General features: G+C 38.6%; 14 protein-coding genes. 13 read left to right on the top strand and 1 reads right to left on the bottom strand.

All coding sequences use genetic code 11. The features are described 5' to 3' along the window. The first annotated feature begins 22 nt into the window (after window positions 1-22). The 12 genes from AC2SLL_RS06975 to pdxJ all read left to right on the top strand — a co-directional run bounded on the left by AC2SLL_RS06975 (window position 23) and on the right by pdxJ (window position 15877). Window positions 23-694, top strand: coding sequence for an ABC transporter ATP-binding protein (locus tag AC2SLL_RS06975; RefSeq protein WP_486530965.1), 672 nt, complete (start codon window positions 23-25; stop codon window positions 692-694). Beyond that, complete coding sequence (locus AC2SLL_RS06980) at window positions 672-1778, top strand: KpsE/RkpR family capsule polysaccharide export protein (RefSeq protein ID WP_486530966.1); 1107 nt, start codon at window positions 672-674, stop codon at window positions 1776-1778. The genes AC2SLL_RS06975 and AC2SLL_RS06980 overlap by 23 nt, the downstream gene beginning before the upstream one ends. A gap of 71 nt (window positions 1779-1849) precedes the next feature. Further along, entirely contained in the window at window positions 1850-3607 is a 1758-nt protein-coding gene (locus AC2SLL_RS06985; RefSeq protein ID WP_486530967.1) for a polysaccharide biosynthesis/export family protein, read from the top strand. A 32-nt stretch (window positions 3608-3639) separates the two neighbouring features. Continuing rightward, entirely contained in the window at window positions 3640-6219 is a 2580-nt protein-coding gene (locus AC2SLL_RS06990; protein WP_486530968.1) for a capsular polysaccharide biosynthesis protein, read from the top strand. A 418-nt stretch (window positions 6220-6637) separates the two neighbouring features. After that, entirely contained in the window at window positions 6638-7840 is a 1203-nt protein-coding gene (locus AC2SLL_RS06995) for a capsule biosynthesis protein (protein ID WP_486530969.1), read from the top strand. Between the two features lie 170 nt (window positions 7841-8010). Beyond that, complete coding sequence (lepA, locus tag AC2SLL_RS07000; RefSeq protein WP_486530970.1) at window positions 8011-9813, top strand: translation elongation factor 4; 1803 nt, start codon at window positions 8011-8013, stop codon at window positions 9811-9813. A gap of 427 nt (window positions 9814-10240) precedes the next feature. Further along, the gene (lepB, locus tag AC2SLL_RS07005) at window positions 10241-11368 is read left to right on the top strand and encodes a signal peptidase I (RefSeq protein ID WP_486530971.1); all 1128 of its coding nucleotides are present in this window, start codon (window positions 10241-10243) and stop codon (window positions 11366-11368) included. Window positions 11369-11650: 282 nt separating this feature from the next. Beyond that, window positions 11651-12073: a DUF4845 domain-containing protein gene (locus AC2SLL_RS07010; protein WP_486530972.1), complete on the top strand. Its 423-nt coding sequence runs from the start codon at window positions 11651-11653 to the stop codon at window positions 12071-12073. 4 nt (window positions 12074-12077) lie between these two features. Then, the gene (rnc, locus tag AC2SLL_RS07015) at window positions 12078-12866 is read left to right on the top strand and encodes a ribonuclease III (protein ID WP_486531104.1); all 789 of its coding nucleotides are present in this window, start codon (window positions 12078-12080) and stop codon (window positions 12864-12866) included. 174 nt (window positions 12867-13040) lie between these two features. After that, window positions 13041-14093 carry a GTPase Era gene (gene era, locus AC2SLL_RS07020; RefSeq protein ID WP_486530973.1) on the top strand — a complete coding sequence of 351 codons (1053 nt, stop codon included), beginning with the start codon at window positions 13041-13043 and terminating at the stop codon, window positions 14091-14093. 207 nt (window positions 14094-14300) lie between these two features. Further along, window positions 14301-15035: a DNA repair protein RecO gene (gene recO, locus AC2SLL_RS07025; protein ID WP_486530974.1), complete on the top strand. Its 735-nt coding sequence runs from the start codon at window positions 14301-14303 to the stop codon at window positions 15033-15035. A 77-nt stretch (window positions 15036-15112) separates the two neighbouring features. After that, the gene (gene pdxJ / locus AC2SLL_RS07030) at window positions 15113-15877 is read left to right on the top strand and encodes a pyridoxine 5'-phosphate synthase (protein ID WP_486530975.1); all 765 of its coding nucleotides are present in this window, start codon (window positions 15113-15115) and stop codon (window positions 15875-15877) included. 194 nt (window positions 15878-16071) lie between these two features. On the opposite strand, the gene AC2SLL_RS07035 is transcribed toward pdxJ, so the two are convergent. Next, window positions 16072-16662, bottom strand: coding sequence for a GspH/FimT family pseudopilin (locus AC2SLL_RS07035; protein WP_486530976.1), 591 nt, complete (start codon window positions 16660-16662; stop codon window positions 16072-16074). Between the two features lie 573 nt (window positions 16663-17235). Between AC2SLL_RS07035 and AC2SLL_RS07040 the strand changes: the two genes are divergently transcribed. Continuing rightward, a complete protein-coding gene (locus AC2SLL_RS07040) occupies window positions 17236-18543 on the top strand; it encodes an OmpA family protein (protein WP_486530977.1) in 1308 nt (435 codons plus the stop codon). Window positions 18544-18594: the final 51 nt, after the last annotated feature.

Genomic DNA, 18594 nt, shown 5'->3' on the forward strand with positions numbered 1-18594 from the left:
GTAGGAGATAAGCAAATAACGTATGATTGAAATCAAGAATATCACAAAGTCATTTATGACAAAAAAAGGTCGCCACTATTTATTTCGTGATCTTAATCTAACGATTGGCGATAAACAAAGTGTGGGCTTGCTTGGCAGGAACGGTGCTGGAAAATCAACGTTGTTACGTATAATCTGTGGTCTTGATGAACCAGATAGTGGTGAGATCATCACTAATTCAACCATTTCTTGGCCAGTTGGCGTTGCGGGTGGGTTTCAAGGTAGCTTGACTGGTCGACAAAATGTTCGGTTTGTGTGTCGGCTATATTCAAGTGGTGCTTATATTGATGAAAAAATTAGTTTTGTAGAGGAGTTTGCTGATATTGGCAACTACTTTGATATGCCAGTTAAGAGTTACTCATCAGGGATGAGAGCACGATTAACATTTGGATTGAGTTTGGCGTTTGATTTTGATTACTATATGCTCGATGAGGCTGGGGCAGTCGGTGATGCTGCCTTTCGTAAACGTAGTGAGGAGATTTTAGCGGCACGACGCGAGCAAGCTGGGTTTTTAGTGGTATCACACAACTTGGGCGATATTGAACGTAACTGTGATATTGGTATTGTATTAATGGATCAAACTGCTCATGTGTTTGATGATACTAAAGAAGCAATCGAGGTATATAAAGAACATGTCCACAAAGCAAAAAAATAAAATTGTTAATTATTCGCTTTTAGTCGGTCTGGTTATTGTTCCGTGGATCTTGATTGTGTTATATGTCTTGATCTTAGCGCATCCTCGCTACATCTCACAATCCGATGTGGTAGTAAAGCAGGTCAGTCAAGCAGAAGTTGGTTCTGGAAGCGGTTTAGGCGCACTTCTTGGCGTAAACAATACCAGTATTGAAGATGCTAATTATTTGACAGAATATATCTTGTCAAATGATATGATCAAAAAACTAGATCAACAATTTAAGTTTCGTGAAGCATATTATGTTGATGGTTCAGATCCTATTTATGAACTGGCCTCTGACGCCACACAAGAAGAGCTGCAAAAGTACTTTAAGGATCGTGTTCATATTGACTTAAATGAAAAAACGCATGTGTTAACCGTAACCACAGAGGGCTTTGAACCTGACTATGCCTTGAAGCTGAACAAAGCGATTTTGGGTGAGTCCGAAGCCTTTGTAAACCGCATCTCCCAAGAAGTAGCACAAGATCAATTGGTATTTGCTGAGAAGCAGCTTGACGAAGCAGAAGCTCGTCTTAACCAATCAAAAGAAGCATTACTCAATTACCAAAACAAAAATGAAATATTTGATCCTCAGACAAACGCGCAACTCGTTAATCAGTTAATTGGTAATCTGCAGTCTCAATTGTCGTCATTACGTACTGAAGAACGGCAATTGCTGAGCTATTTAAATCCTGACGCACCTCAGGTGGTGTCTTTGCGTAGTCAAATTAGGGCTGTAGAAAGTCAGATAAAAGATGAACAGAAGAAACTGACATCGCCTAATACCACCAAACTAAACCGTCAGGCTGTGCAGTTTGAAACCTTAAAAGCGGATGTGGAATTTGCCACTGAACTATACAAGCTGTCTTTAACCTCGCTTGAAAAGTCACGATTAGAAGCATTCAAAAAGATGAAAAATCTCATCGTGATTTCTACGCCTTATGAAGCGGAAGAGTCGCTTTATCCGCGTCGCAACTATATCATTTGGACATCATTGATTTTACTAATGATTTTTTATGGGTTTGTACGGTTAGTCCTTGCTGTTGTTAAAGATCATAAAAGCTAGTTAATACGGCACAAATGAGTCAGCGTAATAGTTAAGCGCCCATTAGATAATATAAGTATAAAGAGATAGGAATGAGTATCATGAGAATTCAAAAACGTTTGCTTACAGTATCTTTAGGCGCTGTAATCAGTGGGCTTAGTCTAAGCTCTACAGTATTAGCCGCAACATATGCAGACTCTAAATCACAATTAAGTAACGAAGGGTTCGGTACTCAGTTTAATGCCGCATCGCAGGCTTTTAATTCAAAGGTACCAGCTGAAGCGACTACCCAAGAAGCAGTTGCTGCTGCCAGTTTGCCATCTAGTTCTGTGATTACAGCGACTGGACAATATCAAGATATTGACGATAGTAGCAAGATGTTTGGTGCCCAACTATTTCGCGGGGCATTTTCAACAACTTCTGGATCAACTTTTAACGACAGTTATGCCATAAACCCAGGTGACAATATTCAAGTAAGAATGTGGGGTGCCTATCAATATGCCGCTACTATGACAGTTGACCCACAAGGCAATATATTCTTGCCAAATATTGGTCCACTTAGGGTGGCAGGTGTAAAAAATGGCGATTTACAAAATGTAGTACGCAATAAAGTCAGTCAAATTTATCGCTCTAATGTTGGTGTTTATGCGTCTTTAGAAGAAGCTCAACCTGTCAAGGTGTTTGTTACTGGCTTTGTTAATCAGCCTGGTTATTACGGAGGGCTAGCAGCTGACTCTATATTATCCTATCTTGATAGAGCGGGCGGAGTCGACCCAGCGCGCGGTAGCTATATTGACATCCAGATTATAAGAAATGGTCGCTTACAACAACAGGTTAACCTGTATGACTTTTTGCTTGCTGGTCAACTGCAACCCTTTGCTTTTAGAGATGGAGATGTGATTAGAGTATCGCCACAGAATAAAACATTTAGTATTAGTGGGGCAGTACGTAATGAATATACCTTTGAATTTGGCACTTCAAACCTAACGGTTGGCGATGTTCTATTTTTGTCTAAGCCCGAAGCTGACGCCACAAATGTGAGTATTACTCGTAGTGCTGGGCGTGCCCAAACTGCGGAATACTATACTCTAGCCGACGCTCAAAACGTGCCTGTTTATAATGGTGATCAGTTGGTAGTTACTTCAGATAGATACGCTGGTACGATTGCCGTACAAGTTAAGGGTGCACATAAAGGTAATGGCGCGGTTGTCTTACCTAATGGTGCTCGTCTGAAGGATGTGGTTGCACAGCTACAGCCTAATGAATTGGCGAATTTGAGTCACTTGACCATCTATCGCGAGTCCGTAGCTGAGCAACAGAAAAAAATGATTAACGCATCACTTGATCGATTAGAAGAGATGACATTAGCCTCTCAATCGAGTACACGTGAAGAAGCTGCTTTGCGACAAGATGATGCTAATCTTATTAAACAGTTTATTGCAAAAGCACGTAATATCGAAACTAATGGACAGATTGTCGTTGTACCGAACTCTTGGCAGGATGTTATATTGCAGCAAGGCGATATCATTGAAATTCCTGCAGATACCTCAGTTATCACAGTAAACGGTCAAGTGCGTGCACAAGGGGCGTTAACTTTCAATCCAGACTTAACGGTAGGAGATTATATCGCTAAATCTGGAGGTTTCCATGATAATGCAGATACCCAAGAGATCTTAGTCGTACACCAAAATGGTGAGAACGAGATTGTGAATACAGCCTATCGTATAAAGCAAGGGGATGAGATTATGGTACTGCCTAAAGTTAAGACAAAACGTATTGAAATTACTCGCGGTATCAGCCAAATTGTTTATCAGCTTGCTATTGCTGCAAAAGTGATTCTAGACCTTTAAGTAGAGCACAATAGTGAGAAGGATAAATCCATTTGAACCGACATCGCAGCTGTCTAAATTCTAAACGCTTAACATCAATATATGGCAGAAAAAAGGCTTATACTGCAGTGCTCGGTAATGGCATGCTGCGTAACAATATATTGTTACCTGCCTTATTAAATAAACCAGTGAAACGCTGGTATCCTTGGTACAGGGTAATCAAGCACAACAAATTTACACACTATAAAAGTGCCTTGACTGAGACATATTTACCACAACTGCCTAGTGAGTTTGCAGGCTGGGGGAAAAAGAAAAGCTTTAGCCGTGCAAAAAAACTAGCAAACAAGTTAAATCGTCCTGTGCTAAGTGTGGAAGATGGCTTTTTAAGATCGATTACTTCGGGTATTCAAAGTCGTTACGGTTGTAGTATTGTCATAGATGATGTAGGAATATATTTTGATTCGTTTGAACCATCGAAGCTTGAACATGACATCGTAAGCCGACTTCTGGACTGGAATAAGGGGCATCAGGAGCGTGCTGAACGAGCGATAAATCAGATTATTGACTATCGTCTTTCAAAGTATAACTCAGTCCTAAAATGCCCTAACTTGTCAGATTTGTTAAAAGAGTCTTATCAAAGAAAATGCACTTTTAATCATGTTTTAGTGGTAGATCAAGTTAAAGGTGATGCCTCGATTAAAGGGGCAGGGGCGGGCAACTCACAGTTTCAAGCAATGCTTAATAGGGCGCTTAAAAACCACCCTAGGTCACATATCTGGATTAAGGCACATCCGGCGAGTAAGTTGGGCTATTTAAACGATCCTAAAATTCTGAAAAAATTTAGCATATTTGATCAAAAACGTATTCATATTCTGCAATCTGCTGTGAACCCTATTAGCCTTATTAAACAAGTTGACCATGTCTACACGGTTAGCTCGCATATGGGCTTTGAAGCCTTACTGCTTAATAAAACGGTGCACTGTTTTGGAGTATCATGGTATTCAGGGTGGGGCTTGACTGATGATAAGTATGCCCCTAAAAAGCTGCTTAAAAGAGTCATAAAACGTCGTGAATGTCTGTTTAAATCAAGTGAGATTAAGCAAAGTAGCTCTGTAATAAGCAATAAACATGATAAAAAATCTAATCACAAATCTTCAATAGTAGAAGCAAGCGTATTACCAGTTTTTTACGCCGCTTACATTGACTATAGTCGTTATGCTGATCCTGCAAGTGGTCAGTCCTGTCAATTAGAACAAGTGATTGAATGGCTAAGTACCAACCGTTATTGGTATCTAAGACTGCCTTCCAAAATGACTGTTTATCAATTTAGTCGCTGGAAAACCCCCTTTGTAACTCATTTTTTACACCTTATTTATAGTTGTGATAATGCAAGTATTCAGCTAAAGCCCAAGCCCAGATTTCCACTTTTTCAGCGAACCAATCTTATCAAAGTTGATCTTACTCATGATATTTTGGTTTGGGGATTAGCGACCAGACAGAAAATAGAACGCAACATTCAAAAATTACCTAAATCAGCAGCAAATCTTCCAAATATTTGGTGCATGGAAGATGGATTTATCCGTTCGAATGGACTGGGAGCCACTTTATTAGAACCCTTATCTGTGGTTATAGATGATTTGGGTATTTACTATGATGCAACACAAGCATCGGATCTAGAATGTCTAATTGCTACCTGCCCTGAGTTAAATCAACTGCAGCTAGAACGAGTGCGTGCGTTACATGAAAAGTTATTGATTGAGCGTGTCAGTAAATACCATGTCGGGCAACCTGCCAAAATAAAGATTCCTACAGAGCTACAGGATAATGCCTCTCCAATTATTCTAGTCGTAGGACAGGTTGAAGATGATTTATCAGTGCAATATTGTGGTTCTTTGATAAGAACCAATAGCGCACTCATCGAACGGGTTCGTCTTGATAACCCTGAAGCCTATATAATCTTCAAACCACATCCTGATGTTGAAGCAGGGCTTAGAGCAGGTGGGGTAAGTAGCAAAACGCTCGAGCTTGTTGATGATGTGGTTCGTGATGTTGCAATGCCAGATTGCCTAGAGGTGGTTGATGAAGTCCATACGATAAGCTCACTAACTGGGTTTGAAGCACTACTGCGACATAAGAAAGTGTCCTGTTACGGCTTGCCATTTTATGCAGGTTGGGGGCTCACTAACGATATGGATACCTCTGTACGACCAAAATTAGAGTTTTTAAAAAGGCGTCAACAAAAGCGCTATGAGTTCTTAGAAACTCAGGTTGACGGTTTACCCAAAGAGCAATTTGGTCTATCAATAGAGCAGCTTATCTATTGCACGCTAATCTGCTACCCCATGTATCGTTTACCGGGCGGTTATGGGTTGGCTCAAGTTGAGCAGGTCATTGATTACTTATACAGTAACGCTAAAGGCATACCTAATCCAACAGGCTATATAAAACCATTCGTTCAGCTAAACTCTGACAAAAAGGAAAGTCAAATAAATATAATTGGTCCTGATGCTTTTAGAGAAATATTTACAGATCTGAATGCAGTTGCAATGGGTTATGAAAATACGATTAGACTAGCAAAAACAAAATTCATGAAAATACGCCATAATGTATTACAGAAGTTTTCTAAGAAATGAGTCCGTTTGGATCAAGTTTTTAGTGTCTTACTCTGGTCACAGTTATTATTCTTAATGTTAGAGTTAAGTGGTTTAGTATTTATTTTTCTTTGATTATTTTCTTTGATTATTTTCTTTACATTAGATTTCTTAGACTAGGTATGGATATGCAGACGTTACTTCTTCAGCCACTTGATAAATCAAAATATTTTATACTATGTCGCGGCCTGTAGGTTATGACGAAGCTTTGGGTAAACAAAATCTATTAAACTGCTAAAATAGCCAATCATTATTTTTTTAGAAAACAAGTGACGAGTGTAGTCTAAGTATTTGCTGGATTAATCAGTTAAGTTGCCTTAGTGAGCAGACTGAAGTCAATGTTAAGGCTATTTTTTGAATTTATGTCCGCTTTATATTTATAGCCATTAGGTATTCCATTATGACAGCATCAATGCAGCATTTATTGACACATAGACGTGTATTGTTACTGCAAGGAAAAATGGGCAGTTTTTTTAGTCGTTTTGCAGGTTTTTTGAAGACATTTAATATTCAGGTCAATAAGGTTAATTTTACCGCTGGCGATGATTTCTTTTATAAGCACCCTAATGCAACCGATTATACGGGTAATTTGAGTGAATTTTTACCTTGGCTGAAAGACTATTTAAATAGCAATCGAATTGATGCTGTGGTGTGTTTTGGGGATTGTCGACCCCACCATCAAATTGCCGCAAAGTTATGTCAAAATTTAGGTATCTCATTCTTTGTATTCGAAGAGGGTTATTTGAGACCAGACTATATAACCTTACAAGAGTATGGAATTAATGGATACTCGCGTTTGGATCTTCAAAATATTCAATCTCTTCCAAAAGCGAATGATAAGCCCCAATATACCCATAATCGTTTCTATCGCTTATGCTTTGCCGCTGTTATTTACTACGTTATGACACGAATGTTACGTCATAAGTATCCAAACTATAAGCATTACCGAGGCATGACCGCTTGGCAAGAAGCTACGGCATGGCTTAGAGCCCCATGGCGTAAGTATAAAAGTTATTCCATAGACAAACGGCTGCAATATCAATTGGCCAATGAGTATGATGAACAATATTTTTTAGTCAGTTTGCAAGTTCATAATGATTCACAGATTACTCACCATAGTTCCTATGCCGATGTGATTCAATTTATTGAAGAGGTTATTGCAAGCTTCTCGGTTCATGCTAATGTTGAGCATCGTTTGGTTTTTAAGCATCATCCTTTAGATAGAGGTCATCGTGACTATAAAATCTTGATTGCTCAATTGGCTGAGAATTTTGATGTAGAGGGTCGAGTGTTTTATGGCTGTGATATGCATCTACCCACTTTAATCAAACATAGTATTGGGATGATAACCATTAATAGCACAACTGGTTTACAGTCTATTTATCATAAAAAACCTACCAAAGTCATGGGTAGGGCTATTTATAATATCCCGCAACTTGCCGATCCTAAGCCGCTTAATGAGTTTTGGCAGAGTCCTAGATGTCCTGATAATGAGTTCTATGGTAAATTTCGTGAATACCTTATTGAGCAGACTCAGCTTAATGGCTCTTTTTATGGGCGCTCGCCTTGGATGTCGAAATATCTGCCATCAGATGTTAGATAATTGTTTTTGTCTCTATCGCTATGCATTTATATCTTCCACTTACAAGCTGGCAGAAAGCTGTTAGAATACTCGGTTATAATTATCGCTTTCTTAACGAACTCTATTTTAAAATAATGGGTTTTTAAAATAACGAGCTCAATAACTCTTAATAACGTAGGTAGCCGCAAGACGTGACTGCATTAGCAAATATTAGAAACTTTTCAATCATCGCCCACATTGATCATGGCAAATCAACCTTGGCTGATCGCTTTATTCAAACGTGTGGTGCCTTACAAGATCGTGAGATGCAGGCGCAGGTGCTCGACTCAATGGATATTGAACGTGAGCGTGGGATTACGATTAAAGCTCAGTCTGTAACGTTATATTATGATCATCCTAATGGAGAGCGTTATCAGCTAAATTTTATTGATACACCAGGCCATGTGGATTTCTCCTACGAGGTGTCACGTTCTCTTGCTGCTTGTGAAGGGGCGCTTCTGGTAGTAGATGCCGCACAAGGGGTTGAAGCACAGTCTGTCGCTAACTGCTATACCGCAGTTGACTTAGGTCTTGAAGTATTGCCTGTGCTAAATAAAATTGACTTACCACAGGTTGAGCCAGAGCGGGTTATTCAAGAAATTGAAGATATTATTGGTATAGAAGCCATGGATGCGCCTCGGGTTTCTGCTAAATCGGGTCTAGGTGTCGATGAACTATTAGTTGCCCTTGTAGAGCGAATTCCCGCTCCCACGGGTGATCGGGAAGCACCATTGCAGGCATTGATTATCGACTCATGGTTTGATAACTATTTAGGCGTAGTTTCCTTGGTAAGAGTTCGCCAAGGCAGTCTAAGTATAGGCGATAAAATACTACTTAAATCAACCATGGACTCGCATCTAGTAACCTCTATTGGTGTGTTTACGCCGAAGCCATTGGAAACGGGTAAGCTTGAGGCAGGGGAAGTTGGGTTTATTATTGCGGGTATTAAAGATATTCATGGGGCGCCAGTAGGTGATACGATTACCCATGCTAAGACACCAGATGTCGACTTAATTCCTGGGTTTAAGCAAATTACACCTCAGGTGTATGCTGGTTTATTTCCAGTTGATTCGAGTGATTTTGAAAAGTTTCGAGAAGCGCTGCAAAAATTACAGATTAATGATTCAGCCCTGTTCTTTGAGCCAGATACTTCTGATGCATTAGGTTTTGGTTTCCGTTGCGGCTTCTTGGGCATGTTACATATGGAGATCATCCAAGAACGCCTAGAGAGAGAGTACGATCTTGATTTGATTACTACTGCACCCTCTGTGATTTATGAAATTAAGCGTAAAAATGGTGAAGTGTTATTAGTTGATAACCCCTCTAAATTGCCTGACCCAGGGTTTGTTGAAGAGTTTCGTGAACCGATTGCGCGTTGTCACATTCTAGTACCACAAGATTATCTCGGAAACGTAATGACACTTTGCATGGAGCGACGTGGAACACAGGTTGACATGCGTTTCTTAGGAAAGCAGGTGCAGCTTGTGTTCGATATTCCCTTAGGCGAAGTGGTAATGGACTTCTTTGATCGTTTAAAATCAGTGTCGCGTGGCTTTGCCTCATTAGATTATGAGTTTGATCGCTATGAAGTTGATAAACTTGTAAAAGTGGATGTTCTAATTAATGGCGATAAAGTAGATGCGTTGGCAATGATCTGCCATCAAGACCAAGCCCGATATCGTGGTGGGCAATTGGTTGAAAAAATGAAGGAGCTTATACCCCGTCAAATGTTTGATGTCGCTATTCAAGCGGCAATTGGTAGTCAGATTATTGCTCGAAGTACCGTTAAAGCGATGCGTAAAGATGTGCTTGCTAAATGTTATGGTGGCGATGTATCGCGTAAGAAAAAGCTATTATCTAAGCAAAAAGAAGGTAAGAAACGTATGAAGCAAGTGGGTAGCGTGGAAATACCTCAAGAGGCATTTTTAGCGGTTTTAAAAGTAGACAATCAGTAACTCTTTAATGTTTACCTCGCTCACTTGTGAAGGTATCTTTTTATACAAGATACCTTTTTTAATGTATATTGATTTGATGTATAGTCAGCGAACTACTAAACGGTTACGGCGTTAACCTCGTTAAGCCTACTCCAGTAGTACTTGCACTCGGTTGCATTGTAACCATTTTAGACTTCTTTGACTATATATTTAGCGAAGGATATGGGTTTAATCTGAGTTGAAAGTTGTGTTTTATTGAATCTCAAGTTATTCGACCTACACTAACGGATATCATATTTATGCACCTTATATTTACGCATCTATAATCAATGGGTGTTGAATTAAGTTACGTTAGGGTATATTCAAACGTTAAATACTTCATTATTCTGCTAACCAGAATAAATAATAGATTGAATAACGTGCTATTTTAGATGACTAGGGCAGTTGTATGGATTTTGATTTTAATATAATTTTAGTACCAGTAACGTTATTACTTGGATTGGTATGGCTACTTGATAAATTATGGCTGAAACAATATAAGCGAGCTAAATCAGGTAGTTCTAAAGAAATACAGGCTGCTCAAGATTATTTAGCGACAAAAAAAATCGCTTATATTGAGTCACTGTCTCAGCACAATATGTTAGATATCTCAAGTAATGAAGATTTGGAGTCGATTGAGACTGATGAGGCGCCAATGCCTGTCAAACAGGCAGAACGTGAATATCGTGAAGCCAAACGTCAAGCTAATATAGCAACTACCGTACATCAGCCACAGTCTTCGCAAGCACACTTTTTAATTCGCTGGGCACATGACTATTTTCCAGTGCTAGCGGTAGTTTTAATTGTGCGCTCGTTTATCATTGAACCATTTAATATTCCCTCATCATCTATGGTACCTGCTTTATATACAGGCGATTTTGTCGCTGTTAATAAGTACGCTTACGGCATTAGACTCCCATTGACGTATGATAAAGTAATTGACACTGGAAGCCCTGAACGTGGGGATGTGGCAGTGTTTCGATATCCAGTTGAGCCAAAAATTTATTACATTAAGCGTATTATTGGTCTGCCAGGTGACACGGTTAGCTATGAGAGCGGCAAATTGTCCATTAATGGACAGTTAGTGCCAACGGAGCGAGCAAATTTTATTGCTGATGAAACGATGACAGAACATATGTATACCCCAGTTAAAGACCCTAACCCAAATAGGGAATGGCGGTTGTCGCCTGAGGATGCCGCTCTCACCGCCCGTAATGAGGAAAGTGGTGCTAGATATTATGAAGAGCAGTTGGGTAAACACACCTACCTACGCCGTCATTTGAACCCAAGCTTACGTATGAGTGACTACTCAATGCTATTTGATAAACAGCTGTCAGGCGAGGATAACTGGAGTGTGACTGTACCTGACGATGCTTATTTTGCCATGGGTGATAACACGGATCGTAGTAAAGACAGTCGCTATTGGGGCTTTGTCTCTGATGAATATCTAGCGGGTAAAGCATTTTATGTTTGGATGCATAAACAACCAGGACTTAAGAATTTACCGTCCTTTTCATACAATCGAAATATAGATTAAACTGTATAGATGTGGATGTAGCAACTATCTGACCCTAATAGTAACTAGTCAATACCAATTTATATTTGTCCCTGATATTCTTACCAATGATTCGAAACTTATGATTAGAGATGGCGGGTGTTTTCGAGGTAATGGACTTATGCCTCAAGGTTATCTTTTCACTTGATAAACGCTTTGTTTCTATTATTTAGAGTGGTTTAAGCTTTTAATGGATTTTAGGTGCATTTTAGGCGGTTATTATTTATGGTTATTACTTAAAGTTATTATGTCTGGAAGGTTATCATGCCAAAAATGACAAGGTTGAGCCCGTTTTTACCCCATAGCGTTTCATATTCGCAACATGGCGCTAGTGTCACGGGTGTTATGTTTTTTATTTTAGTAATTGGTGTTTTTATAAAAATTGGCATTGCTATTATTCCCGCTCAAATAAGCGACCGTCACTTATCACAGTTAATTGCCCATGAACTTAGTATTGCTAATGCCAATCAAGACTCCGCTCAACAATTTATGAGAAGCTTAGATCAGCAGCTGTCTATCAATGCTTATTATGATATAAACCCTGAAGAAGTTATTGAGTTTACGGATAATTCTCCAGGCAGGCTGAAGGTTTATAAAAACTATAATGTGGTTAATAATTTGTTTGGTAATGTTGATATTGTTAATCGATTTGAAGGTAATATAACAGCAGAAAATGCCGCCAAATAATAAAATGAAGAGAGTAGAAGACATTAAACTAAAGAGGCAAAAAAACGACGTGTATCCTCCTAAGCAGCGCTATACCAATTTTCAACAAGGGTTAAGCAGGTTACAAAGTAGTATTGGGTATCAGTTTGTTGATACCAGTTTGGCTGAGCTTGCCTTAACGCATCGCTCTTTTAATGGAAAAATCAACTATGAACGGTTGGAGTTTTTGGGCGATGCTTTGTTGGGCATGATTATTGGCGAAGCCCTATATTATCAATACCCTAATCAAAATGAAGGCCGACTGACAAGGATGCGTGCGACATTAGTTCGCCAAGAGTCTTTGGTTGAGGTTGCACAAAAACTTGGGCTATCATCCCATTTAATTCTAGGTATAGGAGAGCGCAAGGGTGGCGGTAGAGAGCGTGCTTCAATACTTGCAGATACGGTAGAGTCTTTGATTGGAGCGATCTATTTAGACAGTCAGGATATGGATACGACAAAAGAATGTGTGCTTGATTGGTTTGATGAGCTTATCAGTAATGTGAATGACCAGCGTGTACTTAAAGATGCTAAAAGCCGACTACAGGAGTGGCTACAGGGTTACAAATTTGATTTACCTTCATACGACTTGATCGAGACTCAGGGCAATGCACCCAATCAAATATTTGTCGTACGCTGCCAAGTAGAAGTTCCTCACAGCTCTGCAATTATAGAATCAGGGGAGAGTCGCCGTATAGCTGAACAGAAAACGGCAGAAAAAATGATTAATCAACTCAACAAACTTGTTAGTGACAAAACCATTAAACTACTCTAATTGAAGTCAGGTTATAAAAGTAAAGCCATCATTAATCTCCATTATTTTTAAACAGATTCCTAGCGTTACGCGTTACTCAGATAGCCAGATTTTTTGACCAGTTTTTTTAATAGTCAGCCAAATAGCTAATGTACCGCCAAAATTTTAAAATACCAAAACTGGATAAATATAAATATGACAAACACCCCTAAAGACAACAATCAAAATAAACACAGCAATCAAAATAATGAGAATTTAGTGAATAGCTCGTTAAATGGTTCATTGAATAATTTGGTTGATGACTTCTTTGATGGCGCCGCAACAGTCGCGGATAATTATCATGCGGGATATGTTGCCATAGTGGGTCGTCCAAATGTGGGTAAATCCACTTTGATGAATCATATCTTAGGTCAAAAGTTATCGATTACGTCACGTAAGCCGCAAACAACACGTCATCGTATTCATGGTATATTATCAAATGATGATATGCAGGCTGTTTTTGTTGATACACCAGGCATTCACAGTAATGAAGTGCGTTTAATTAATGAACGTATGAATAGAGCAGCGATATCTGCTTTAGTAGATGTGGATTTGGTTTTGTTTGTTGTTGATAGTGATCAATGGCGAGATGATGACTTACTGACATTAGAAAAAATAGGCGAAACAAAAACGCCAGTGGTATTGGTTATAAATAAAGCAGATACCCTCGAAGATAAAGGGGCTATTCTGCCATTGATAGAACAGTATCATGACAACTTCAAATTTGCCGATATTGTGCCTGTCTCAGCGTTAAAGAGTCAGAACTTGGATACACTTAAATCAGTGATCTATTCTCACTTACCGCAAGGTGCCCCGATTTATGATACAGAACAAATAACAGACCGTAGTGAGCGATTTTTAGCAAGTGAAATTATTCGCGAAAAAATTATGCGTCAGGTTGGTGATGAAGTTCCTTATGATTTAACGGTACAAATTGATGAGTTTAAAGATGAGCCTGCGCACAAAGATCCAAAAACTGGACGTAAGCGTAAGGCGGTAACCTTTATTGATGCCACTATTTATGTTGAGCGGGATGGCCAAAAAGCAATTATTATTGGCGATAGAGGAAGCCGAATTAAACAAGTGGGCATTGAAGCTCGTGAAAATATGGAAGCTTTATTTGAGCGTAAAATCATGTTGAATCTATGGGTCAAAGTAAAACAGGGCTGGTCAGACGATGCAAGAGCTTTGAGTAGTCTTGGTTACTAGGGCGTCGCCTCATTCACAGTAATTTAAATTTATGGGTAAAGACGGATAGATTTTTGCTAACCTGTGTCTGATTTCTAGCTGATAGTTCACTATTATTTTAGATAGGCATGCGTGTTTAATAAAAATTTATCTCATTTTTACTCTTATAATCTAAATGAAGATACGCCCCAACTTATCAACTAATTTCATAAGCTGTGTAGGATAATAATGCGTAATGAAGCGCTGAATGCTTATAGTTTGCATCAACGTCCCTTTAAAGATAAACAAGCGATTTATTATTTGTTAACCCTTGAGCATGGAATTGTGCATGGTATTGCGAAAAAAGGCATTCCGCAATTTGTACCTTTGAATTTATTTGCAAATGGCAAAAAACCCCTTAAAACATTTCAGCAAGTAAACATAGCCCATTCCTATGAGCGCTTACTGGGACAGCAACAATATGCAGCGTTATATATCAATGAAATTACGCTAAAGCTACTGCCAGTTGAAGATAGTGTTCCTTCAATCTATGCGCACTATAGTGAGGTAGTAACGCAGCTACAGCATAAGCTTGATAATAATAGCTTGAGATTGGCTTTGCGTTTTTATGAACATACACTTTTTAATGAGCTGGGCGTTGCAGTTGATTTAGACCAAGACAGTGGGCAGAACCCAATTGATCCAGATCTCGGGTATCGCTTTAGTGCAAATAGTGGGTGGATGCCAGTAAATGACGAAGATACATATCAGGATATGAGAACATCAAAGACGGTTAAGAAAACACCTAACTTTATGCAATTAGAGCCAATGACAGGTCATGATATTATTGAAATGCGCACAGGCATTCATTTACAAACTTTAAAAAACTGGTCAATTATTCATCGTGAAATCGTTGATCATTTATTCGAGTATCAGCCATTACAAAGTCGAATATTATGGCAACAGTACCATCGATATCAATAAATATTGACAATATATCAACCTAATCCAACTATAAGATTAAAACCACATAATTAGTGCATATTGTAGGCCATCTTTTTATGACTCAAATTACCAAAGATAATATAAGTAGACCTTTACTGGGAGTAAATATTGATCATATCGCCACCCTTCGTCAAGCACGAGGAGTCGCTTATCCAGATCCTGTAGAAGCGGCTATAGTTTGTGAAAAGGCGGGCGCTGATGGTATCACCCTGCATTTGCGAGAAGACAGGCGTCATATTTTAGATGACGATGTTTATCGTATGAAACCAAGGTTGTCTACTCGAATGAATTTAGAGATGGCTGTAACAGATGAGATGTTGTCTATAGCCCGAGACGTAAAGCCAGAATGGGTATGCCTTGTGCCCGAAAAGCGTCAGGAAGTAACCACGGAAGGCGGATTAGATGTTGCCAGTCAGACTGATAGTTTAGCTATATTCATCGCATCATTAAAGGAAATGGATATTAATGTATCTTTATTTATAGACCCTGAGCGCAAACAAATTGATGCGGCTATTTTGACTGGTGCAGATGCCATTGAAATTCATACTGGTCAATATGCTCAAGCCACACTCCAGCAGGATTCTGATAGCATACAAAAAGAGCTTGATAGAATTAAACAGGCAACTCAATACACATTGAAGGCTAAAGAAGGTTTACTTGTTAATGCAGGTCATGGTTTAACACGAGACAATGTATATGCCATTGCCTGTATTGAAGGGATACATGAGCTAAATATTGGTCATGCATTGATTGCAGATAGTGTTTTTATGGGATTAGAAGCTGCTGTAAAAGCAATGAGAAAAGCAATGCAAGGTTATTAATATACGGTTATCTAGCTAGGTTGTATGTAGGTTGAGTGATTAAGGTTTAATTTATTGTTAGGTATGTCGTAATTCGTTATAGCAAAACCAAATGGCTAACAGTTATTAATAACTCGATGTCCAGCACTTATAGTGACGGTTATTGGTTTACAGTTAGTTTGGTATTTAGGCTAACTATTAGAAAGGTCCATTGGTTAAGAAGGGCAGTCGGTAGGGTAGGACTCTTTAGGTTTAAATCGAGTAATTCCCTGACTGTTCAATGATACTAAATAAGTGAATTTTGCCTCTTTATCGGTTGGGCAGTATTTGATATGTCCAAAATGACCACGAGGTAACCCTGTATCGCCGAAAAACTTAAAATGGTTGCGCTGTGATGCTCTCAAATGGATTTTACCGTAATCGAGGTCTAAAGATAACCTCAATAACAACTTATTAGTTTCTGAATCAAAAAGGTTGTTTTTATCCTGATCAATAAATACCAATAATAAATCCGTAGCTTCTTTGTGGCATATTAATTGTTTGTTGGCTGGACACATGATGACATTCTGGTGGTGAATGAGACTTTCAGCCTTTGCAATTCTGACTGTGTTTTCGATATTTTTACGAGTTTGTTGAGACTCCCAATGTTTTAACTGATTGATAAAAGAGGGCGTGGCAATAAGTAAAATTATCGTAATAATACATAGGGTTATAATAAGTTCAACAAGGGTAAAACCATTTTTAGAATCGCAGTATCTATTCTTTTTAATTAGGGTCTTATATTTCCGATCAGACATGAGAGGCATACATAAAAGCCTTTTTAGATACTATTTCTATAAACATCAAATCAACTGTTATAAAAAATAATTAGAGCAGTTCTAGCAAGTATGGGTAAAGATATTAAATGGAATAGTTACATTCAATTGATATCTAGCATATACTGTTAGACACTCATTTAAAGTGATGTTGAACAGTTCATTTAAAAGTATATATTTGCTAATGTCAAATTTTGTTACTTTCAGTGAATATAAGTTTCTATAAATAGAATTAACATTAAATATGTACTAATATATAGATATTAATTAATTGTACGTGAGCGGTAATAAATAGTTGTTAAGCGGTAATAATTAATACTATGAATTTAAACCCCTAAATATTTACTAGGGGTATTTTTTCTTAGTAATGTTTTATACTTATCAACTATTAAGCTTAAGGTATATAAAAAAGTGTTGAAACTTTTGTTAATTATAGATAAGCTAATGTGTGATAGTATAAGTTAGTGTCATAACTTTGCTTTTTTTATTGCTCATGACATTAATAATAGAAAAATAGCGTGTTATTTATTGAATTGCACACAAACCGTCCTTTGGAGGAAGTTTATGAAACTTAACAAAATTACTTTGGCATTGATTGCTGCAGCTGCTGTTCCTATGGCCGCAAACGCTGGTGTTACTGTCAGCCCACTTTTACTTGGTTACCATGTTACTGAAGATATCGAAGATACTGCAGATAAGCAACGTGAAATTCTTCGCACTGGTAAAGATCTTTATAAAAATAAAGACGGTCAAGTGATTGGTGATGGCAGTCGCGGCAACCTAAATGGTGGCGTTGCTAAAGAATCTGGCTTGTACACTGGTGCTGCGTTAGGTATTGAATTAACACCAAACGCACAGTTCCAAGTTGAATACGGTGTTGCAGACGCAAACGGTGAAGCTTCAGAAGATTCTGCTAAAGCAGGTGTAAATCGCTTTGATGTTGAGCAAGAAATGATCACGGGTAACTTCTTGATCGGTTCTGAGCGCTTCAATAGTCAAGATGGCCGTCTACGCCCATATGGTTTAATTGGTGCGGGTCAATCTAAGATTAAAGTTGAAAACCAAGAATCTTACACAGCTGATTCAACTTCAAACAATACTACTGCAGGTGAAGTTGTTAAAGCAGGTACGGAAGTTGCAGAATCTACTGATACCATCGGTAACTTAGGTTTGGGTGCTATGTATCGTGTTAACGATGCACTTAGCCTACGTGGTGAAGCACGTGCTATCCATAACTTTGATAACAACTGGTGGGAAGGCATGGCCCTTGCTGGTTTAGAAGTTGTTTTAGGTGGTCACTTAAGCCCAGCAGTTGCTGCTCCAGCCCCTGTTGATGTAGAACCTACCCCTGTTATTCTTGTTGAAACTGATCAAGATTCTGATGGCGATGGCGTAATTGATAAACTTGATCAATGTCCTAATACTAAGCCTAACGTAGTAGTCGATGAAAATGGCTGTGCGAAAGAAGTTGTTGTTGATGATGAGCTTAAAATGGAGTTGCGTGTATTCTTTGATAATGATAAATCAAATATCAAAGATCAATACAAGCCAGAAATTGCTAAAGTTGCAGAGAAAATGGGCGAATATCCTAACTCAACTGCAAGCATCGAAGGTCATGCTTCAAAAACTGGTCCATCAGCACGTTATAACCAACGCTTATCTGAAGCTCGTGCAATCGCAGTTAAAAACATGCTGACTAGCGAGTTTGGTGTTGCTCCTAACCGTTTAAGTACAGTTGGTTATGGTTATGATCGTCCTATCGCTCCTAACGATACAGAAGAAGGTCGTGCAATGAACCGTCGTGTTTATGCAGTGATCACTGGTAACAAATCTATGACTGTTGAACAAACTAAAGATATGAATGTTCAATAATACTCATTCGAATAAAACTTAGTTATACAAAAAAGCTGCCAATTGGCAGCT

Source organism: Psychrobacter sp. CX97, from assembly GCF_057396285.1.